This is a genomic window from Leucobacter viscericola (genome assembly GCF_011299575.1).
In the GTDB taxonomy this organism is placed as follows: domain Bacteria; phylum Actinomycetota; class Actinomycetes; order Actinomycetales; family Microbacteriaceae; genus Leucobacter; species Leucobacter viscericola.
The window spans coordinates 2865119-2887000 of sequence record NZ_CP049863.1 but is presented as its reverse complement, the minus strand read 5'-3'; the positions used below and the strand labels follow the sequence as shown (position 1 = coordinate 2887000).

The 21882-nt window shown below is 60.9% G+C and carries 17 protein-coding genes and 1 pseudogene; 11 read left to right on the top strand and 7 right to left on the bottom strand.

Annotated features, from left to right (window positions below; translation table 11 throughout):
• Window positions 1-64: 64 nt before the first annotated feature.
• Window positions 65-1471, top strand: coding sequence for an S-layer homology domain-containing protein (locus tag G7068_RS12445; protein WP_166292256.1), 1407 nt, complete (start codon window positions 65-67; stop codon window positions 1469-1471).
• Here G7068_RS12445 and nagA read toward each other — a convergent pair.
• The 3 genes and pseudogenes from nagA to G7068_RS12430 all read right to left on the bottom strand — a co-directional run bounded on the left by nagA (window position 1468) and on the right by G7068_RS12430 (window position 4539).
• Entirely contained in the window at window positions 1468-2643 is a 1176-nt protein-coding gene (nagA, locus tag G7068_RS12440) for an N-acetylglucosamine-6-phosphate deacetylase (protein WP_166292255.1), read from the bottom strand. The two genes, G7068_RS12445 and nagA, sit on opposite strands and share 4 nt — an antisense overlap.
• Window positions 2640-3437: a glucosamine-6-phosphate deaminase gene (gene nagB / locus G7068_RS12435; RefSeq protein ID WP_166292254.1), complete on the bottom strand. Its 798-nt coding sequence runs from the start codon at window positions 3435-3437 to the stop codon at window positions 2640-2642. Before nagB ends, nagA begins: the two co-directional genes overlap by 4 nt.
• A gap of 23 nt (window positions 3438-3460) precedes the next feature.
• Window positions 3461-4539, bottom strand: a pseudogene (locus tag G7068_RS12430) (ABC transporter ATP-binding protein).
• A gap of 158 nt (window positions 4540-4697) precedes the next feature.
• On the opposite strand from G7068_RS12430, the gene G7068_RS12425 reads away from it, so the two are divergent.
• From G7068_RS12425 to ppk2, 10 genes are all read left to right on the top strand, one after another.
• Window positions 4698-5906 carry an ROK family transcriptional regulator gene (locus tag G7068_RS12425; protein ID WP_166292252.1) on the top strand — a complete coding sequence of 403 codons (1209 nt, stop codon included), beginning with the start codon at window positions 4698-4700 and terminating at the stop codon, window positions 5904-5906.
• Between the two features lie 76 nt (window positions 5907-5982).
• Entirely contained in the window at window positions 5983-7326 is a 1344-nt protein-coding gene (locus G7068_RS12420) for an extracellular solute-binding protein (RefSeq protein WP_166292251.1), read from the top strand.
• A 63-nt stretch (window positions 7327-7389) separates the two neighbouring features.
• A complete protein-coding gene (locus G7068_RS12415) occupies window positions 7390-8310 on the top strand; it encodes a carbohydrate ABC transporter permease (RefSeq protein WP_166292250.1) in 921 nt (306 codons plus the stop codon).
• Window positions 8310-9134, top strand: a complete 825-nt coding sequence (locus G7068_RS12410) for a carbohydrate ABC transporter permease (protein WP_166292249.1) — start codon at window positions 8310-8312, stop codon at window positions 9132-9134. The genes G7068_RS12415 and G7068_RS12410 overlap by 1 nt, the downstream gene beginning before the upstream one ends.
• A complete protein-coding gene (locus tag G7068_RS12405) occupies window positions 9131-10654 on the top strand; it encodes a glycoside hydrolase family 3 N-terminal domain-containing protein (protein WP_244304486.1) in 1524 nt (507 codons plus the stop codon). Before G7068_RS12410 ends, G7068_RS12405 begins: the two co-directional genes overlap by 4 nt.
• Entirely contained in the window at window positions 10651-11559 is a 909-nt protein-coding gene (locus G7068_RS12400) for an ROK family protein (protein WP_244304484.1), read from the top strand. Before G7068_RS12405 ends, G7068_RS12400 begins: the two co-directional genes overlap by 4 nt.
• Before the next feature lie 69 nt (window positions 11560-11628).
• Window positions 11629-12081 carry a GNAT family N-acetyltransferase gene (locus tag G7068_RS12395; RefSeq protein ID WP_166292248.1) on the top strand — a complete coding sequence of 151 codons (453 nt, stop codon included), beginning with the start codon at window positions 11629-11631 and terminating at the stop codon, window positions 12079-12081.
• A 3-nt stretch (window positions 12082-12084) separates the two neighbouring features.
• Window positions 12085-12999 carry an EamA family transporter RarD gene (gene rarD, locus G7068_RS12390; RefSeq protein WP_166292247.1) on the top strand — a complete coding sequence of 305 codons (915 nt, stop codon included), beginning with the start codon at window positions 12085-12087 and terminating at the stop codon, window positions 12997-12999.
• Between the two features lie 45 nt (window positions 13000-13044).
• Entirely contained in the window at window positions 13045-13353 is a 309-nt protein-coding gene (locus tag G7068_RS12385) for a metal-sensitive transcriptional regulator (RefSeq protein WP_166292246.1), read from the top strand.
• Between the two features lie 166 nt (window positions 13354-13519).
• Complete coding sequence (ppk2, locus tag G7068_RS12380; RefSeq protein ID WP_244304823.1) at window positions 13520-14431, top strand: polyphosphate kinase 2; 912 nt, start codon at window positions 13520-13522, stop codon at window positions 14429-14431.
• Window positions 14432-14529: 98 nt separating this feature from the next.
• Here the strand turns inward: ppk2 and ccsB are convergent, their stop codons facing one another.
• The 4 genes from ccsB to G7068_RS12360 form a co-directional block, all read right to left on the bottom strand.
• Window positions 14530-15453 carry a c-type cytochrome biogenesis protein CcsB gene (ccsB, locus tag G7068_RS12375; RefSeq protein ID WP_166292244.1) on the bottom strand — a complete coding sequence of 308 codons (924 nt, stop codon included), beginning with the start codon at window positions 15451-15453 and terminating at the stop codon, window positions 14530-14532.
• A 63-nt stretch (window positions 15454-15516) separates the two neighbouring features.
• The gene (locus G7068_RS12370; RefSeq protein WP_166292243.1) at window positions 15517-16257 is read right to left on the bottom strand and encodes a VIT1/CCC1 transporter family protein; all 741 of its coding nucleotides are present in this window, start codon (window positions 16255-16257) and stop codon (window positions 15517-15519) included.
• A gap of 201 nt (window positions 16258-16458) precedes the next feature.
• Window positions 16459-16896 carry an S-layer homology domain-containing protein gene (locus G7068_RS12365; protein WP_166292242.1) on the bottom strand — a complete coding sequence of 146 codons (438 nt, stop codon included), beginning with the start codon at window positions 16894-16896 and terminating at the stop codon, window positions 16459-16461.
• Window positions 16811-21493 carry a DUF1542 domain-containing protein gene (locus G7068_RS12360; protein WP_166292241.1) on the bottom strand — a complete coding sequence of 1561 codons (4683 nt, stop codon included), beginning with the start codon at window positions 21491-21493 and terminating at the stop codon, window positions 16811-16813. The genes G7068_RS12365 and G7068_RS12360 overlap by 86 nt, the downstream gene beginning before the upstream one ends.
• Window positions 21494-21882 lie beyond the last annotated feature (389 nt).

Here is a 21882-nt window from a genome sequence, read left to right as displayed (position 1 = left end):
TATGGCCACCCCTGAAATCTCAGGTTACAATTGTCACCAATCCCTTGGAACCGTTAGAAAGCTTGTGACCCCCAGCATGCGCAAGACCCTTCCTCACGCAAAAAACGCGCGCCTGCTCGGTGCGATCCTCTCAGCAGCATTCGCCTTGTCATTGGCCGCTCCCACGAGCGCAGCCTTTGCTGCTCCTCTGCGCTCAGAAGACACAGTCGTCTCACCCGAGCAGAACACGAGTGAAGTAGCGCAGGATCCGGCCCCGCAGAGCAGCGAAGTCACCGAGGCCCCTCAGACAGCCGAGGCTCCCGAACCCAGCATCTCCTCCACGAACGCCCCCGTCGTCTTTGGGCAGAAAGCCACCATTTCGCTGCAGGCAGCGAACACCCCGGTCGGCACCGTTCCCGCAGCGGTGGTGTCAATTGACGGCATGGTCATTTCAACGGTCGCGCTCAACGGCACGGGTGCCGCAAAGGTCACAGTAGCCGCCGCCACACTCAACGCGGGCGAGCACCGCGTCTCGGTTTCCCTCGTCGATACCGCCGCTGCCTCAGCCGTACTGGCAACCACGGAAAGCTCACTCACGGTGAAGCCCGCCACCACAAAGGTCGACGCATCGTGGGTGAGCGACAACGGCGAGAGAGTCTGGGGTCGGGTCACCGCACAGTTCGGCACCGTCCCCACTGGCACTGTCGACTTCAATTTCGGCGGCAAAACCGTGGGCTCTGCGCAGCTCGCTAAAGACGGCAGTTTCGATGGCTCCTTTGCGCTCCCCGCAGGCCTCACCTCTTCAACGGGCCTCATTGCGAGCTACGTTGGTGACAGTAATCACGGGGTTTCCACCGCGACCGCCGGAGTGGTGGTCGTCTGCTACGGCCCCTGCCACTGGCCGCAGTCTTTCCAGGCTTTCGCTGACGTGTCACTCCAGCACAAGTTCCACACGGAAATTGCCTGGATGTACTGCAACGGATACTCGCGAGGCTGGTCACAGGGCTCTGGCTTGCCGCTCTATAAGCCAAGTGAGAACCTGACGCGCTCAGCCATGGCAGCCTTCGTTTACCGCTTGGAGGCTCCAAAGAACTACCAGGCCCCGAGCGAGTCACCCTTCTCAGACGTGAACCCCGGTGACCCGTTCTACAAAGAAATCACCTGGATGTGGCAGCAGGGGCTGTCGAAGGGATACGCCGAACCATCGGGTAAGCCAAGCTTCCGACCAAACAACAGCCTCAGCCGCGAGGCAATGGCGGCGTTTATGTACCGTCTTGAGGCACCCAAAAACTTCAAGGCACCAAAGAAGTCGCCCTTCGCAGATCTCACGCCAAAGTCAAACTTCTACACGGAGATCACCTGGCTCTACGAGGCAAAACTGACCACCGGCAGCAAAACACCCGACGGTCGCAAGTTTCTCGCTAAGGATTCCCTGTCGCGCGAGGCGATGGCCGCGTTTGTCTACCGGCTGGTCGAAAACTACCGCGCCTAGTTCGACTCGGGTTCACGAACCCATTCGCCGCGCCGCATAACGCCAGATACAACACGCGAACGGTCAAACACAACCATGCTCGCGTGTTTGTCGACCGCGATGTCGCCCTCGTTACCCCAGGAGAGTGCTCGAGCCGGGTTCGTTGCGGTCTCTCGTACCGCCGCCAGCAACGCGTCGCTGCTCCACCCGCCGCTCTCCGCGCGCGCCCGAAACAGCAGGTCCATCGTCGCGGTGCTGCCAGCAATCGTGTCGTCTCCGCAAAGCCTCGCGACACCGTCACGAACCTCAACATCAAGTTCACCCAGCTTGTACTCGCCGTCACCGCACCCAGCAGCATCCATCGCATCAGACACGAGCAGCACTCGATCCACTCCGGCGGCGGCCTCGACCCAACCCAGCACCGAGGGATGCAGGTGCGTACCGTCCGCAATGAGCTCAAGGGCCACACGCGGATCCTCCATCAGCGCAAGAACCGGCCCCGGCTCGCGGTGATCCAACGGCCGCATCGCATTAAACAGGTGCGTTGCGACCCTCGCCCCTGCGGCAATCGCGTTCACAACGGTCTCGTAGTCCGCGTCGCTATGGCCAATGGCCACAACAACTCCAGCCGCGGTGAGCTGCTCTATCGCGTCGATCGCCCCCGGCAGCTCGGGGGCGATCGTCACCATCGCGATCGCACCGTCTCCCGCTGCGAGCAGCGCCGCGATTTCAGCGGGATCGGGATCCCGCAACTGTGAAACAGCGTGCGCACCGGCGCGCGCACGGCTCAGCCACGGCCCCTCAAGGTGGATGCCCCCAAGCACCCCCTCGCGCACGAGCTCGGTCAGACCGCGCACTCCGTGCAGCAGCGCTTCGGCGTCCATGGTGACGAGGCTGGCCATCGTCGCGGTCGTTCCGTGTTGCAGGTGAGCATCGCGTGCGATCAGCGCTGCTTGACGCAGTGAAACCTCGTTTCCAACACCCGTGTATCCCGCACCACCTCCCCCGTGCACGTGAGTATCAACGAACCCGGGCACGACCGTCACGTCACCGAGATCATGTACTTCCCCGTCGCGCACACTCGGCAGCCCAGCTCCCACCCCGGTGATCCGCTCACGATCAATCGAGATCCAGCCGGGCGAGTGCACCTCGGTCGCGGTCACCACACGAGCCGCGAGCAACGTCTCGGTCATTTGCCAACCAGCCCCTCGGGCAAATGGTGCTGCACCCACTCGTAGTAGTCCGTCAGCTGCAGTTCCGCGGCAGCCTCGCGATCAACAATGACGGTTGCTTCGGGGTGCAACTGCAGTACTGAAGCCGGACACATACTCGTGAGCGGGCCCTCAATCATTCTCGCGACCGCGTCGGCCTTCGCCGTTCCGTGCGCAACCAGCAGCAAGCGATCGGCTTCCAGGATGGTCCCCAGACCCTGTGTCACGCAGTGCACCGGCACCTGCTCGGGCGACTCGAAAAACCTGGCGTTGTCTGCCCTGGTCTGCGGCGCCAGCGTCTTCAGCCTGGTCCTCGAGGCGAACGAAGAGACGGGTTCGTTGAACCCCACGTGCCCATTGCTGCCGATCCCGAGCAGCTGCAGGTCGATCCCGCCAGCTCCTCGAATTGCCCGCTCGTAGGCTCGGCACTCTGCTTCAAGATCAGCTGCGGTGCCGTTGGGCACGTGCACCCGTGCGGGATCGAGGCGCAGCGGTTCAGTGACCGTGCGCCGAATCACCGAGTGGTAGCTTTCGGGGTGCCCCGCATCAAGACCGACATACTCATCGAGCGCAAACGCCGAGACCCCCGCGGTGTCAAGCCTGTCGCCACGCACCTGGGCCGCGAGCTCGTGGTAAATGCCGAGGGGTGAGGATCCGGTGGCAACACCGAGCACCGCCGCCCGGCCCGCCCCGCGACCTCTTCGGATCACATCAGCAACTTGCTCAGCCGCCGCGCGGGCAACCTCTGCTTCATTCTCAACTATCAGTACTCGCATGGAATGCCCTCTCGTGGAACCGGTTACCGGGCCAGCCGGTCACCGCTCTCCCCGTCGAACAGGTGAACGTGCTCGGGTTGGGCACGACCGCCACGGTCTCTCCAGCCGCCGGGTGATTACGCCCGTCCACGCGCACCACAATATCTACGCGCTCTCCAACCGTGTGCCCGTAGAGGTACCCGTCCGCGCCGAGCTCTTCCACGAGGTCAACGACGATGTCGAGACCGGGCTCCCCCGAACCAGCAACGACCAGGTCTTCTGGTCTCACCCCGATCGTCACCGACTCCCCTGAGGATCGCGCAAGAACACCCGGCTCGACCGGCACCGTGAGTGATCCAAAAGCCACTCCGCCGTCCGAGACCTTCGACGCAAAAAGATTCATGGCTGGCGAGCCAATAAACCCGGCCACAAACACATTTTTGGGGGTTTCATACAACTCACGCGGCGTGCCAACCTGCTGCAGCTTTCCCTCTTTCAGCACGGCGATACGGTCCCCCATCGTCAGTGCCTCGGTTTGATCGTGGGTAACGTACACCGTCGTCACACCGAGCCGGCGCTGCAACGAGGCAATCTGGGTGCGGGTTTGTACGCGCAGTTTCGCGTCCAGGTTCGAGAGGGGTTCGTCCATCAGAAACACCCGCGGTTGACGCACGATAGCTCGCCCCATTGCGACTCGCTGCCGCTGCCCACCCGAGAGGGCCTTCGGCTTGCGATCAAGAAAAGACTCAAGGTCGAGCATCTTGGCGACCTCACCGACGCGCGCCGCGCGTTCATCTTTGTCGACGCCCGCAATCTTCAGCGCGAAGCCCATGTTTTCGGCGACCGTCATGTGCGGGTACAGCGCGTAGTTCTGAAACACCATCGCGATGTCGCGATCCTTCGGGGGTGTGCTTGTGACGTCCCCATCACCGATCAGGATCCGGCCCGAATCAACGTCTTCGAGCCCCGCGAGCATACGCAGTGTGGTGGATTTGCCACACCCCGACGGGCCAACGAGAACCAAAAACTCGCCGTCACCGATCTCTAAGTTCAGGTCCTCGACTGACGGAGATTTTGCACCGGGATAGGTGCGCGAGATCCCCTCAAAAGTTACTGACGCCATGGTATTCCTCTCACCGACAGGTACGTGTCGGACGATCCATTGTGAAGAGTTGATGCCCTGCGGATCGCCGTGATCCACCGGTCGGGGTCAGCGTAACACGGCCTCGGCGCGAAACAACGGACTTGCAATTATTTAGTTCGTTAGCTTTACTAACTCTTATGAAGGTTGCATCGCAGCACCAGAACTCCGACAGGCGCACGCGCTCGGCCGGGGCAGCGTTTCGCGCTGGCTCGCCGCGCACGGCGCTCAAGGCAACTCCCGGTGACGCCAAACAGCACAATCGTGTACTCGTGCTGCAGACCCTCTATCTTTCGGATCCGCTCAGTCGAGCCGACCTCGCCCGCGCAACCGGCCTCACTAAGGTCACCATCTCGGGTCTGGTCGCCGAGCTTATCGACGAGGGCCTCCTGCGCGAGCTCGGTCATCAAGAATCACAGCGTCCCGGAAAACCAGCTACGCTCGTCGATCTTGCGCGCGACAGTCACGCGGTTCTCGCTCTCGATCTCAGCGATCACCGCCGGCTCCGCGGAGCCGTCATGACCATCGCGGGCGAGGTGCTCGCCCGGGCCGAGGCGACCAACGACGGCGCGGTCGGAGACGAGGCGTGCTCGCTCACCGTAAACCTTGCCCTGCAGTTGCAGCAGCAGGTTGATCCCGCAATCTCTCTGCTCGGCCTCGGAGTTGGCACTCCGGGTGTGGTCGACGATGAGGGTGTTGTGCGCACCGCACAAAACCTCGCGTGGGATGATCTGCCGCTCCAAGCCATTCTCGAGGAGCGGACCGGCCTGCCCACCGTGGTTGCGAATGACGCAAACGTGGCGGCCCTCGCCGAATACAGCTACGGCGACTCCAGCGACAACTTCATCCTTATCGCGATTGGTGACGGTGTCGGTTCAGGGCTCATCATCGGTGGGCGCCCCGTTACCGGCACCCACTTCGCCTCAGGTGAGATCGGCCAGGTGATGGTCGGCACGGATCTCGGTCTCGAAGCGCCCTACTCGCGCGAGCAGGTGCTGGAGCACTGGCTGTCGGTTCCCGCGCTCACACGAGCGCTCGAGGGAAACACTGGATCCGACGGCGCCAATGCACCCGAGCATCGCGAACGAGTTCTCCGCGAGGCGGGCCAGCGGCTCGGCATTGCACTCGCCCCCGTTGTCGGTGTACTCAACCTCGCGGAGGTTGTGCTCGCAGGCCCACCCGAGCTCGTCGAGGGCACACTCGCCGAGGCGACGCTCGAGATCCTGCAGCGGCGCACCATGTCTGATTCCCACAGCAACCTCGTGTTGCGCACAAGCTCCCAGGGCAAAGACCTGGTGCTGCGCGGAGCCACCGCGATCGTACTCACAGAACAGCTTGGGGTGAGCTGACGGCCGCCCGGCCAACAGTCAACCCCGCACACCGCGGCCCGGCACCCGTCGGAACGCAAAGAGAAAGGTACACACCATGAAACGAAAGCTCACGGGCATCACCGCCGCGGTCGTTGCCTCCGCAATGCTGCTGACGGGCTGCAGTCAGGGCGCGTCCGATGACAAGGTGAGCGGCGAGGGCAAGTCGATCACTCTCTGGCTCGCGGGGAGTGACACCCCCGACGAACTGCGCACGTATCTCAAAGATGAGTTCAAGGCGAAGACTGGGGCGACCCTCAAGATCGAAGAGCAGAACTGGAACGACCTGGTCACCAAACTGACCACGGCTCTGCCCGACGAAAACAACACTCCAGACGTCACGGAGATCGGCAACACGCAGTCGCCAACGTTCACAAACGTCGGTGCGTTCCTCGACGTCAGCGACATGTACGACGAGCTCGGCGGCAGCGATCTGCTGCAGTCCTTCGTCGAGGCGGGCAAGTTCGAAGACAAGAACTACACGCTTCCCTACTACTTCGGATCGCGCTACATGTTCTACCGCAAGGACGTGTGGAAGGCGGCTGGCGTAGACGTACCGACAACTCTCGACCAGTTCAATACCAACGTGGCGACCATCACCGAAAAGAACCCGAAGAAGATCGACAACTTCTCGGGCTTCTACCTCGGTGGTCAGGACTGGCGTGACGGCATCTCGTGGATCTTCGCAAACGGCGGCGACATCGCACAGCTGAAGGACGGCAAGTGGGTCGCAACGCTCGATTCACCCGAGTCGATCAAGGGCATGGAGCAGCTGCAGCAGCTCTACAAGACGGCCTCTAAGGCTCCGAACGATGCCAAGGACGCGAACCAGTACCAGTTCTTGAACGACTCGGATCAGGTGAAGGACGAGAACGGCAACGTGACCTCCGATGTCTCGCTGTCAGCCGCAACCATCATGGCCCCGGGCTGGGCGCACTGGTCAATCGGTGATCTGGCGAAGGACAAGGACGGCAACCCCGTTCGCGAGTGGAACGACGACACCTTTGGCACCTTCGTACTGCCGGGCAACGACGGCAAGCCCGCCCCGGTCTTCGCTGGCGGTTCGAACATCGGCATCTCGGCCAAGACCAAGGAGCCGGAGCTCTCCAAAGAGCTGCTGAAGATCATCTACTCCAAGGATTACCAGACCATGCTCGGCAAGAACGGTCTCGGCCCCGCGAACCAGAAGTACACCTCGTCACTCGGTGACGATCAGTTCGCGAAGGCCCTCATCGAGTCGGCATCGAACTCGAAGCTCACACCGGCTGCACCGGGCTGGGCAGCCATCGAGTCGAAGGGCATCATGGAGGAGTTCTTCGCCCAGATTCGCGATTCAAGTGATCTCAACAAGCTTGCGAAAGACACCAACGCGAAGCTTGACGAGTTGCTGAACGTCAAGTAGTCCATGTGTTGGGGCGGCGAGCGCCGCCCCAACACGTTTCCCACCGCAAGCATAAGGACCCCGATGAGTACAGGCGCCCCACCTCGCCCTCGGCGGCCGCTCCGTCGGCTGCTCACTCCGTACACCCTGCTGCTGCCGGCCGTACTGATCGTGCTTCTTGCCCTCGGTTATCCGATCGTCTGGCAGTTCATCACTTCGATGCAGCACTTTGGTCTTGCCCAGCAGTTCGGGCAGCCACCGGAGTGGGTCTGGTTCGACAACTACATCACGCTCTTCTCGAACCCCGAGACCTGGCTCGTCGTCGGCCGATCCGTCGCGTTCTGCCTGGTCACGGCAGCCGTCACGATGGCGTTTGGCATTGGGCTCGCGCTCCTCATGCAGGCGGTCTCCACTCCGATCCGCATCACCCTGCAGATCGCACTGCTGCTGGCCTGGGCAACCCCGGTGGTCGCAGCGATGACCATCTGGAACTGGATCTTCGACTGGCGTCGCGGCTTCGTGAACTGGCTGCTCACCAACCTCGGGATCCCCTCCCAGGGCCACAACTGGCTGCAGGATCCGCTCTCGTTTTTTGCCGTCGCCCTCATCATCGTGGTGTGGATGTCGGTGCCGTTCGCGGCCTTTGCGATCTACGCTGGCCTGACCCAGGTCTCTGACGAGGTGCTTGAGGCAGCTCAGCTCGATGGCGCATCTCCGTGGCAGCGGGTGCGCTTCATCATCATCCCGATTATCAAGCCGGTGATCGGTATCGTGATGCTGCTGCAGATCATCTGGGATCTCCGAGTGTTCGCCCAGATCAAGCTGCTGCAGGATCGCGGCTCAATCGCCAGCCAGACCGACGTGCTCGGCACCTTCATCTACAAGCTCGGCGTCGGCTCGAGCGACTTCGCCATGGCGAGTGCCATGTCAATTTTTGTGCTGCTTCTCACCATCGCGCTGAGCTGGGCCTACGTGCGCAATCTACTCAAGGAGGATGAGTCGTAATGAAACGCACTCTTCTGGGCATACTCGCGATTGTGATCGCGATCGTCTGGGTCTTCCCGGTCTACTGGATGCTCAACTCCTCGCTGCTCCCGAGTGTGGTGCTGGAGCAGACGACCCCCACGCTGCTTCCGATTGGCGGATCACTCAAGAACTTTGCTTCCGTCACCGAAGACGGCAGCTTCTTCCAGGCTCTCGGGATCAGCCTCGCGGTCGCCGGGCTCGCGGTTGCTTGCTGCCTCATCTTTGCGTTTTTGGCGGCCCTCGCCATCAGCCGTTTCCGTTTCAAGGGGCGCCGCAGCTTTGTGCTGGCCGTGCTCTTTATTCAGATGCTGCCCGCTGAGGGCATGTTTATCGCGCAATACAAGCTGATGGGATCGCTCGGCCTGCTCAACTCGGTTATCGGTGTGAGCATCATCTATATCGCGGCCGTCGTGCCGTTCACCATCTGGATGCTGCGCGGTTTTGTCGCGGGTGTGCCGGCCGATCTAGAAGAAGCAGCGATGGTCGACGGCCTCAGCCGCACGCAGGCCTTCCTGCGGATCACGTTCCCGCTTCTCGCACCGGGTCTCGTCGCAAGTGGCGTCTATGCGTTCTTGCAGGCCTGGAACGAGTTCACCGTCGCCCTCGTCATCCTGCAAGACACCGAAACCCAGACGCTTCCGCTGTGGCTGCGCGGGTTCATTCAGCAGTCGTCCTCGCGCGCGATCGACTGGGGTGAGGTTATGGCGGCCTCGACGCTTGTCGCAGTTCCAGTCATCATCTTCTTCCTGTTCGTGCAGGGTCGCATGACGAGCGGCCTTGTGAGCGGGGCGGTGAAGGGGTGACCGACGTGCACACGGAAGCACTGCGGCGCACGATCCGCGGAACGCTCATGCCTGGATTCGCCGGGTTCACTCCGCCAGCGTGGCTGACCGAGGCACTGAACGATGGCCTGCAATCAACCTGCGTGTACGGCGAAAATGTGGCCGACGCTGCACAACTGCGCGCCCTCGGCAATGCTCTTCGCGACGCAGCACCGGGGGCAATCCTCGCCATCGACGAGGAGGGCGGTGAGGTCACCCGACTGCACTACCTCACGGGCTCGCCCTACCCGGGCGCCGCCGTACTCGGCAGAATGAACGATCTTGACTACACAGCCGAGATTGGCGCCCGTGTTGGCCGCGACATATTGGGGGCCGGCTTCAACCTCGCGCTCGCCCCCGATGCCGACGTCAACAGCAACCCGGAAAACCCGGTCATTGGCACCCGGAGTTTTGGCGCGGATCCCGAACTCGCCTCACAGCACACCGCCGCGTGGGTGCGGGGGCTCCAGCAAACGGGGGCGCAGGCCTGCCCCAAGCATTTTCCCGGCCACGGTGACACGACACAGGACTCGCACCTTGCCCTTCCAGTGGTTGACGTTCCCCTCTCTGTGCTCGAAGAGCGTGACCTGCCGCCGTTCCGGGCGGCAGTCGCCGCCGGGGCCCCTGCGATCATGACCTCCCACATCTTGCTCCCCCAATTGGACTCGGTAAACCCGGCGACACTGAGCCGAAAGATTCTGCAGGGATTGCTGCGCGAACAGCTCGGGTTCACCGGGGTGATCGTTTCCGATGCCCTCGACATGCGCGGCGCGAGCGGCGAGATTGGGATTCCCGAGGCGGCGGTGCGAGCGCTGCGGGCGGGCTGCGATCTGCTGTGCCTCGGGGCGCACACGACACCGGATCAGCTGCGCGAAATTGAGGACCACGTTATTGAAGCGATCTCAAGCGGCCGGCTCGCCGCAAGTCGGGTGCAAGAAGCGCAGGAGCGCGTGCGAGAACTTGCAGCGGCGAGCGCGGTAACACCCTCTGCGGCGGCACTTGCCGAGGCTGCTCAGCAAGAAATTTCGGAGCTGGAACTGACGAGGGTCGCGGAGAGTTTTTCGGGGGTTGCCGTCGCACGTGCCTGGATCGCCGCGCATCCAGAAGCAGCAGTGATCCGAGTTGAGACCGAAGCAAACATGGCCGTTGGCCGCGTGCCCTGGGGCCCATTCGCGGCGGTTGAAGATCCGCTGGCCCCGACGGCGACCGCGGTGGAGCGCTTTTTGCGGCGCGACCAGTTCACGGTTGACGATCACAGCCCGCTGCCGTGGCCTGTGTCGGCAGCCGACAGTAAAGGTGTCATCGTCATCGGCCGCGATCTGCATCGCCACGCGTTCGCTCGCGAGGGCATCGACGCGCTGCGCGCCTCAAAAATTTCCGTACTGGCCGTAGAAACCGGGTGGCCTGCCAGCGCGCCGGGGTACGCTGATCTTGCCTGTTACGGAGCTACACGACTCGTCGGCTCTGCACTACTCAGCCTGATCGAGGACTCACCCGCATGACCGAATCACACCAAGCCCACATCGGCATGGACATTGGCGGTACATCTACCGTGGCCCTGGCGCTCGACCCTGCGGGGCAGGTTGAGGCCGAGATCCAGTTGCCAACACTCAAGGGCACTCAGGGCCTACTCGACACCGTCGAGCGCGCGGTTGCGGGCCTGACGGAGCGGAGCGGGCGTGATCGCGCCGAGTTCACGTCCCTTGGCATCGGGATCCCAGGCCAGATCGACCACGAGCTCGGTATGGTGCAGCACGCCTACAACATCGGTATCGACAGCCTTGCGCTTGGACCGCTCTTGCAAGAGCGACTCGGCATTCCCGTCTCGATTGACAACGATGTGACCGCCGCAGCGATTGGCGCTGCCCACCTCATGCACTTGGAGGGAACCACCGCCTACCTCAACCTCGGTACGGGTCTTGCCGCGGGGTGCGTCATCGACGGGCTGCCCGTCCGTGGAGCCCACGGCATCACCGGTGAGATCGGGCACCTCGCGATCGATCCGCTGCTGCGGCAGTGCCCGTGCGGGCAGAAGGGTTGCCTCGAAACGGTGGCGAGTGGTTCGGCACTGACATCGTTCTGGCGCCCGGACGCGAGCGGCCACCTACTCATGACCGCTGTTGCAGCTGGCGACCCGGAAGCGACGCACGCCCTTGAGCAGCTCATTGCGGGAGCCGCGACCGCTGTTCGGTTGCTGGTACTCACGCTCGATCCGCACTCGCTTGTAATCGGAGGTGGGCTTCGCCTGCTCGGCGAACCTCTGATCAGCGGGATCCGTGAAAACCTTGACCGGAGTGCCGCCGTTTCCCCGTTCCTAGCGAGCCTAGAAATCAACTCGCGGATCCGGATCCTGCCCGAAGATTCTTCGGCAGCTGCAGTGGGTGCTGCGCTCTCGTATCAGTCCTAGTCAGCAAATTTAAGCCTCTTCGCAGAAACCCGTGCTTGCGGTTCCGCCCGCACACGCTAGCCTGGAACCATGAGCCAACTTAGACTCGAAGAACTCTCGGCCGCGACGATCATTCACGTCAATACGCTGGGCCTGAAGCCGGGACAGGAACAGTTCATCACCCCTGTCTCCTACGCGGCAGCAGCGGCTGTTACCCCCGCCCACACCGCATGGCAGCGCGTGGTGCTCGACAACGACCACGTCGTCGGGTTCATTCACGGCAACTTCGATCCTGATGCGGCACAAGAGGAGTTCCGTGCGGCGCTGTGGCGCATTAACGTCGACGCAGAAGCGCAGGGGATGGGTGTCGGTACCTTCGCGGTGAACGCACTGATCGAAGAGGCTCGCAGCCGGGGCGTCGACCGCCTCACCGTGCTGTGGGAGCGTGGCGAAGATGGCCCCGAGGAGTTCTTTCTGTTCATGGGCTTCAAGCCGGTGGGTGAAACTCCCTATGGCGAGGTTATCGGCGCAATTGACCTGTAAGGCGTGACGCTCTCCCCCAGTCGAGGTTCTCGCGGAACGCTCGCTTCCGTCGGTTCTTCCGTCGCCTTCGCGGGCGTGTATTTTGTCACGCCGATGCTTGCGCCTGCCCCGGCGGAGGCGATCTGGGGTGTACGTAACCTGGTGACCATTCCGGTCATCGTGCTCGCCCTCGTTGCCGTGAGGCAGTGGCACCTCGTCACCGAGATCGCGCACCGCATTCGTCGCAAGCCGCTTCTGTTGCTCGGCAGTATCGTCTGCGGTCTCCTGATCGCGGTCCAGCTCTGGGTCTTCACCTGGGCGCCCATGCACGGTCGGGGGCTGCACGTCGCTCTCGGCTACTTCTTGCTGCCGCTGGTGCTTGTTGTAATCGGGCGGTTCCTCTACAAGGACAAACTCAGCTGGTGGCAGTGGTTGGCCGCGGCAGTTGCCGCCGCCGGAGTGGTGTTTGAGCTCATCCGGGTCGGCGGGATCTCGTGGGAGACCCTGCTGGTGTGTCTCGGGTACCCCGTCTACTTTGTGCTGCGGCGAGCACTGGGAACCAATCACCTCGGTGGCATGTTCTGGGAGTTCTTGGTTCTCGCGCCGGCGGCGCTTGTGCTGGTCGCCATTGAAATCACCCAGGGCACCGCGATGGAGGCTAACCCGTCGCTGTGGTGGTCCGCTCCCCTGTTTGGTGTGTGGACCGGGATCGCGCTCGTGCTGTACGTGGTGGCGTCCCGGCTGCTGACGCTGAGCCTGTTCGGCCTGCTCAGTTACCTCGAACCGGCGTTGCTCGTTGTAGCTTCGATCCTCATCGGTGAACGCATCACCGGTGGCGAGTGGTACATCTACATCATGATCTGGGCCGCGGTACTCATCCTCGTCATCGGAGGCGTCGCGACAGTGCTGCGATCCCGACGGCGGCCAAGCCCGAACTAGCGAACGACTACGCGTTTCACCGCCACCGCGTGTAGGGTTCTGGGCATGGCAGACACGATCGAAAACGAACACACCGGGCACGGCTATATCGAGCACAAAGACCAGGTGCTCAAGCGTTTGCGCCGCGCTGAGGGACAGGTTCGCGGAGTGCAGCGCATGGTCGAAGAAGACAAGTACTGCATCGACATTCTCACCCAGGTTTCTGCTGCGACGAAAGCCCTGGAACAGGTCGCTCTTGCTCTCCTCGACGACCACCTGAGCCACTGTGTCACCGCGGCCGCCGCCGAGGGCGGACAGGTGGCCACCGAAAAGCTTGAAGAGGTTTCGGCGGCCATCGCGCGACTCGTGCGCTAGTCCCCACTGAATGGTGAGTTGGAGAATTCTGCCAGACGATTCTGTGAGAACGCGCCACATTCCTTAGACTGAGAGGTGGCGTGTGCGTGATCGCGCCGGTCCTCACAACGAAGGAACACCCATGGAACACGAACCAACCACTGCTCAGAAGGCTGACAACTTCGACATGGCGACGCCCGGACAGGTCGACGTCACTCCTGAAATCGACGAGATTAGTGAGCTGCTCGGCGAAGACGCCAAAGAAGATAACGGCAAGGATGCGCCCTGGCGACAGGGCTACCCCTACGACACCAAAATCTCTCGTAAGGATTACGAGAAGCAGAAGCGCAAGCTGCAGATCGAGCTGCTGAAACTGCAGGCCTGGGTCAAGGAGTCGGGCGAGCGGATCGTGATTCTGTTTGAGGGCCGCGACGCAGCGGGCAAGGGTGGCGCGATCAAGCGCTTCACCGAGCACATGAACCCCCGTGGTGCACGCGTTGTTGCACTCGAGATTCCGACCGAGCGCGAGCAGACCCAGTGGTTCTTCCAGCGTTACTCGGCACACCTCCCCGCCGCTGGCGAGATCGTCATGTTTGACCGCTCCTGGTACAACCGCGCCGGTGTTGAGCGCGTCATGGGCTACTGCACGCCGCAGCAGTACCTCGAGTTCACCCGTTCAGCTCCCGAGTTTGAGCGCATGCTCACCAACTCTGGCATTCACCTCATGAAGTTCTGGTTCTCCGTGGGCAAGGCGGAGCAGCACGAGCGCTTCGTTTCGCGCTCACAGGATCGCGTGAAGCAGTGGAAGCTCTCTCCCACCGACCTCGCGAGCGTCAACATGTGGGACGATTACACGGCCGCCAAAGAGGCCATGTTCTTCTACACCGACACTCCGCACGCACCGTGGACCGTGGTCAAGTCGAACGACAAGAAGCGTGCGCGCCTCGAGGCAATGCGCTGGGTGCTCTCACGCTTCGATTACCCGGACAAGGATCACTCGGTCGTCGGCACACCCGACCCGAAGCTGATCGGCCCGCCCTCTGAAATCTACGATGACGGCGAGACCGCGACCGGCACATTCCCGGTCGTCAAGGGCTAGTTCTCCGCGTTCTCCGCACTAAACGACAAGAGCGCAGTTTCGTATCTTCCCCCTTAGGGATTGATGCGAAACTGCGCTCTTGTCGTATCTGCTCCGGGCTACAGACCCGAGTACGCGTGCAGTCCCTTAAAGAAGACGTTCACAATCGTGAAGTTAAAGATAACCGCGGTGTAGGCGATGATCGACAACCAGGCCGAGCGGGTACCGCGCCAGCCACGTGTTGCACGGGCATGAATGAATCCGGCGTAGAGCACCCAGATAACGAAGGTCCAGACCTCCTTGGTGTCCCAACCCCAGTAGCGGCTCCACGCTGACTCGGCCCAGATCGATCCCGCGATCAGCGTGAACGTCCAGAACACAAAGCCGATAATGGCCACGCGGTAAGACAGGTCTTCGAGGCGCACCGCCGTGGGCAGGCTCGTCAAGAAGCGGAGCCCCTTGACGGGCTCCTTGGCCGCGATTTGAGCCTCGCGACGGGTTTGCATGAGCTGCAGCACCGAGAGACCAAACGAGAGCGTCAAGAACCCGACCGCCAACACGGCAACAAGAATGTGAATGACCAGCCAGTAGGAGTCGAGGGCCGGCGGCAGCGGCACGATCTCGACGTAGAAATTCACCTTGCTGACACCCAGGAACAGCACGGTCATGCCGGTGACAAGCGCACCGAGGAACCTCAGGTCAACGAAGAACTGCACCAGCAAAAAGATGAAGACGATCGCGCAGGTGGCGGTGAGCGCAAACTCGTACATGTTGGCCCACGGCACGCGCTCGGCACCGATACCACGCAGAATCGTCGCACCCAGCTGCAGAATGAACCCGAGCACCGTGAGTGAGAAGCCGATCCTCAGACTGCGGGATCGCGGCTGTTTCGCGGGCGTGGCCGTCTGCACAATGTCTGCGTCACCACTGCGATTCGCGAGGTCAACGGCGTAAAACACAAAGGCGATCGCGTACACGACCATCGCCGAGTAAAGAAGGATCGTCGAGTATTGTTCCAGCTCAGTCAGCACAAGGCTCCACATTACATCGTTGGGATCGGAAAAAGCTCGGTGGGCGCAGAACTCGTTCCGTCTCCGAGAGACGGACTACCCGATCGCGACGCCGAACAACAGGCCAATGAGATACGTCGCCACCATCGTCGCAGATCCCATCAGCACGTTCCGCAGGATCGCGGGAAGCAGCGGCGCCCTTCCGAGACTGGCGCTGATCCACCCCGTCAAGAACAGACCGAGCACCACCGCCCCAGCCGCGACCAGGATTGTGTGGTCGCCAGACACCATCGCCAGAATCAGAGGTATGAGGGCACCAATGGTGAAGGCGACAAAGGAGGAGAGTGCTGCAAGCCACGGGCTCGTCAGCTCTTCAGGGTCAATGCCCAGTTCAACCTCGGCGTGGGCGGCGAGTGCATCGTGCGCGGTGAGTTCCTCCGCGACCTGACGCGCGAGCTTCGCGGAGAGCCCCCGCTTGCGGTACAGCCCTGTCAGCTCAGCCAACTCGGCAGCGGGCTGCTCGCTGAGCTCCTGGACTTCTTTCGCGATGAGCGCTTTCTCGGTATCGCGCTGTGTGCTCACCGAAACGTACTCACCGCCAGCCATCGAGAAGGCGCCCGCAACCAGAGCAGCAACACCCGCCGTCATGATCGCGACAACGTTACCCGGTGTCGCCGCGGCAACACCAACAACGACACCCGCAACCGACACGATGCCGTCGTTTGCACCAAGCACACCGGCACGAAGCCAGTTCAGGCGCTGCCCTACCTTTTCGTCGGTGTGGGCCTCGTGCAGGTGATGAATCGCGGCTTCAATGTCGCTACGTTCGCTAGTCATGCCTTCATCATCCTCGCCAGATCACGCCCTCGCAAGCAAGGTTAGGCTCGCATTAGCCGACCCCTTCCGGCGAAGACTTTCGACTGGATTTCATCCAGCTACAAACGAAGAATGATCGTATATGCCGGGGCCATTTGGTTCTTCCGAACCACACCCCGGCATATACGATCATTCGTTTCTGTCTCAGCTACTGGCTGCTTGTTAAGCCCGGTAGCTCGTCACGAGGCGGTGGATGAACGCCGCCATCGCTTGACGCGACAACTCATCTTTCGGAAGGTATTCCTTGCCTCGTTCGGTCGTGTTACCCGTCGTCAACTTCACGGAATACATCCACGAAATCTCCTTGTAGAACTTCATCCCTGGTTTCATGTCAGCCATTGGCGACACGGCCGGGGCCTTGTAGTTCTGAGGGGCTTCAAGACGGTAGATGAACGCCGCCATCGCTTCACGGGTCAGACCCGCATTCGGGCGATAGCTTGGCTTGCCTGCCGCTTCTTTGTATCCCGTCGAGAGCTTAGACTCATACATCCAAGCAATCTCTTTGTAGAAGGGATCACCGGGGTTTACGTCGACAAACGGCGATACCTTCGGAGCAACATAACCCTTCGGATCCTCCATACGGAAGATAAACGCAGCCATTGCAGCACGCTGCAGACCATCGCTCGGCTTGTACAGCGGCTTGCCCGCTGCCTGCTTCCAACCGGTCGAGTACTTCATGCACTCCCATCCAGTCGATCTCTTTGTAGAACTTATGCGCTACGGGGGCATCCGCGAAAACAGGCACCGTTCGTGTCACGGCACACTCCGGGAACACCTTGGCTTTCTTTACCTCGAGCGTAAACTTCGCGGTAGCCGTTCCAGCCTCGTTCTTCGCCGATACCTCGAATGTGTACGTACCCGCCTTTGTTGGCTTGCCCGAGAGCTTGCCCGTCTTGGCGTCGAACTTCAGCCCTTCGGGGAGCTTGCCACCAGAGATAGTCAAAACGGGGGCGGGCTTTCCTGTTGCCGTCACCTGCGCACTGTATGCGGAGTTGACCTCACCATTTGCCAACTTAGCGCCAGTCATTTTAGGGGCGGCCGGCGACTTCACTACGACGGTTGTCGCTGAAGAGTTGCCTGCAGGATCAGTAACCGTGATTGTAATCTCGTCGCCGTGCTCTGGTTTGGGCTTTGGCACGCAGCTGAAGGTTCCGTCTGTCACTACGTGAGAGCAGAGTTCCTTGCCGTCCTTGTCCGTCACGGTCACGGTGGTGCCGTTTTCAGCCTTACCGGAGACGGTATCACCGTTCGAGGGATCCGCCACTGGGGGCGCCGGAGGTCCGGGCTTGTTTACGGTGATGCCGTCGATCACGGTCTTGCCGGCAGTAACCTCATCAGTCACCTCACCAGTCGACTCCGCAGCATCAACCTTCACCTTGGCCGCATCACGCGCCGCATCAATCTTGCCCTTGGCAAGATCCTTCTCTTCCTGCGACACATTCAACAACTCTTCAACAGCCTGCTTCGCCGAATCAGCAGCCGCATCCAACGCGTCCTTACCCACGCTCTTCGCGCCAGCAAGCTCAGCATCAGCCACAACCTTGGTCACCGCGTCTTCAACCGAACCGCCCACATTTGCGGCATCTCCAGTCGAACCAGCACCATCAATCGAGGTCTTACCCTCCTCGACCAACGCATCAATCGCGTCCTTCGCGGCCTGCTTCTCGTCATCAGTCAGACCAGGCAACCCGTCAACCTTGTCCTTCGCCGCATTCCCAGCAGCAACAAGATCACCCTTCGCCTTATCCTTCGCCTGCTCAAGGTTCGTGTTTCCCGAACCGACCAGACCATCAAAGAGACCATCGATGATGCCCTTCCCGGCAGTAACCTCATCAGTCACCTCACCAGTCGACTCCGCAGCATCAACCTTCACCTTGGCCGCATCACGCGCCGCATCAATCTTGCCCTTGGCAAGATCCTTCTCTTCCTGCGACACGTTCAACAACTCTTCAACAGCCTGCTTCGCCGAATCAGCAGCCGCATCCAACGCGTCCTTACCCACGCTCTTCGCGCCAGCAAGCTCAGCATCAGCCACAACCTTGGTCACCGCGTCTTCAACCGAACCGCCCACATTTGCGGCATCTCCAGTCGAACCAGCACCATCAATCGAGGTCTTACCCTCTTCGACCAACGCATCAATCGCGTCCTTCGCGGCCTGCTTCTCGTCAGCAGTCAGACCAGGCAACCCGTCAACCTTGTCCTTCGCCGCATTCCCAGCAGCAACAAGATCACCCTTCGCCTTATCCTTCGCCTGCTCAAGGTTCGTGTTTCCCGAACCGACCAGACCATCAAAGAGACCATCGATGATGCCCTTCCCGGCAGTAACCTCATCAGTCACCTCACCAGTCGACTCCGCAGCATCAACCTTCACCTTGGCCGCATCACGCGCCGCATCAATCTTGCCCTTGGCAAGATCCTTCTCTTCCTGCGACACGTTCAACAACTCTTCAACAGCCTGCTTCGCCGAATCAGCAGCCGCATCCAACGCGTCCTTACCCACGCTCTTCGCGCCAGCAAGCTCAGCATCAGCCACAACCTTGGTCACCGCGTCTTCAACCGAACCGCCCACATTTGCGGCATCTCCAGTCGAACCAGCACCATCAATCGAGGTCTTACCCTCTTCGACCAACGCATCAATCGCGTCCTTCGCGGCCTGCTTCTCGTCATCAGTCAGACCAGGCAACCCGTCAACCTTGTCCTTCGCCGCATTCCCAGCAGCAACAAGATCACCCTTCGCTTGCTCGCGGGCATCCAAGACATCCTGGCCCGCGACAAACTCTGCAGTGTTGCTTCCGCCCGCTAGTTTCTGAACAGCAACCGACTTGATCTTCACCGAGATCGTCTTCACACCGACGACGGTCGAAGAAACAGTGGCGGTGTATTCGCCGGGCTTACCCGCGGTTTTGCGGAACGCCGAAAAAGTCACGCCAGCAGATGGGGTCGACGTCGGCTCAATGAGCTCGGGATCAATGTCGGCGCCATTTTCGAACTGGTCGGCAACCTTCACCTGCACCGTGTAAGAACCGCCCCCTGTTGCAACAGGTTCAGCGGATCCCAACACCGTAAAGCTACTGGCGCTCGAGTTGTTCTCGTCAAACACGTCCGCGATGAAAAGTGCGTCTGCGTTTCCGCCATCCTGCAGCTTGAGAGATTTACCGTCGAGAGTCACACCCACTGGCTTTGATCCAGCGAGCTTCGAGGTAATTGTCGCGGTGTATACGCCGTCGCCCTTGCTTGCAAAGCCAGTCGCTACGCCGCCACCCAGGTCGGCAACATCCAGAGCCAGGCCGGCTGCAGCGTTGAGAACTGCGTTCCCGTGCGCGTCCTTTAGGTTCACAGTTACCGTATGCGCGTCCTTACCCACAACCGCGGGGCCCGGAGACACTGTGTAGTTTGCGCTCGAGCTGTCTTCGAGTGATGGTGCGCCTGGAGCAAAGTCAGCAATTTGGGTGCCGCCGTCACTCACAAGCACTGCGACATCATCGATTTTCACAGTGATGGTCTTCGAACCCGCAACAGTCGACGAAACGGTGACGGTGTACTCGCCCGGCTTGTTTTCCTTTGCTTGGAACCCGGTGAATTCAACACCCTCGCTCGGGCTCGCGAATAGTTTGACCCGCGACAGGTCAATATCGGTGCCATTCTCGAACTGGTCGAAGGTCTTGAGCGTTATCGTGTGGGCATCGCCAACAACCACTGGATCCTCACTTGCGTCAACAGTGAAGTTACTTGCGTTTGCATCACCGATTTCAAACTGTCCCGGGGTAAAACGCACGTTCGTCGTGGACGGCGATTCGATCCCGTCTACTGTGAAGCCAATAGAGGGGGATCCGGCTTTCGTTGACGACCAGGTGGCGGTGTAGGTGCCGTCACCCTTGTCTTCGACATTGCTGACGTTTCCAAACTCGGGGCTCAGCACGATCGTTCCGCCGCCAGTCCGCATCGGGGTTTCGTTGCCCTCGCGAGTGATGACTTTCACGGTAGAGGTCGATGCGCCATCAGCGGTAACCACGCTGGGCGTTGCTTCGACGGTTGATTTGCTGGCCGCCCGAGTCTGTCCAACGGGAATCTCAAGTTCAGACCTGTTGTTTGAGAGGTCCGAATCGCTGACTGCGCCGTTCTCTTGCACCGTGCTCTGGGCGAGGTCAAGAGTGTTGTTCTCAAAGTCAGTTGGGATCACTCCCACTACCGGGTGGTTGCCCGAGTAGGTACCCTTCTTGACCTTGGCATCGACGTCAATTGTTACACTGCTATTTTTTGGCCCCGACCACGCAGCGATAACCTCTTGTTCGTCGCCGACTCGTTTTTCGCAGGTAGCACCGTCGTGCGCCTCACAGTTCCATGTGGGGTCGCTCAATACTGAATCGCCCAGGTTCTGGTAGAAACGGGCTACGCCGTCCGCAGCACCACCGATTGCCGTCGGACCGTGGTTCTTTAGGGTGTACCGCAACTTGACGGTATCGCCGGGCATGAACACCCCATCGGGGCCCGTACCTTCGCCCGCATTCAGCAATGCACCGTCAACGTCGAGGTCTGTCAATGCGGTTACTTGGATGTTCCGGATGTCTTGGAAAAGGGCTGGAACGTCTGAGTTCGATGAGGTGGCTGCGGAGAACCCGAGTTTGAGCGTGGCCGGAGCTTTTACCGGAACATGCGTGTTCATAACCTCCGTGAAGGCGCCAACAGGCGCACCCTTTTCCGCTGCGTCAGCGACTCGGATCACAACGTCTGTGCCGACATCAGCAGGCGTCACCGTCATGCGAACACGTTTGTATCCACCGTTAACCTCGGCGGGGTCCGTCTTCGTGTTGTCAGTTTTGAGTTCCGAACTGGGAACCGACGCGATGAGAGGGTAATCCGCAATACTGCAGCCGGCATTCCCGGGTCCACGCAAAATAAATCCGGGCACAACAACGTCGTTGCTTCCATCCCGCCCACAAATCTTGTTGGTACCAGTAACCGCCTTGATGGCCTTGTTAAACCAGCCCGAAGCGTCGAGGCCAACACCGAAGTATCCGCCCTCCACGCCGCTTTTCGCGTTTACCGAATCATTGGTCGCATACCCGAGTCCTGAGCCAGCTCCACCATTCGAAATGGAAGAGTTACCGTCGATGAGATGGAAGGTCATGCCGTCAGCGGCAGCAACCTTTGGCGCAATGGCGTCCACCCCGGTCATTCTGTAGTCGAACTCGGCCACGAACCCAGTTGTTGAGGGAAATGCACGTTCATTGAGAAGGTTCACCGATTGCCCGGTGCCACCTGCGGTGAGACGTGTCCAGCCGTCCTTTGTGTACTTCCCGCCACCAGCGAAAGAGCCTTTTGTGAGCCAATGAGGATTCTGCTCACCTTCGGAACCTTGATTGCCAGGATCGACAATGGGGAACACTTCGGAGACCTCGAACGCGTGGGCGCCCGGTGCATTTACACTCCCCACCGCGAGGTTTCCCCCGAGAAGGCTGGCAATAGCAAGCACCGAGAGCAACGCACGACGCGTCCGTCTCTTTTCAGGCGCAGCTGCAGGCTTAGGTTCGCCGGGGACAGCGGATCTACTGATACTGGGAAATGCCGCAGTAAAACTGAGCAATT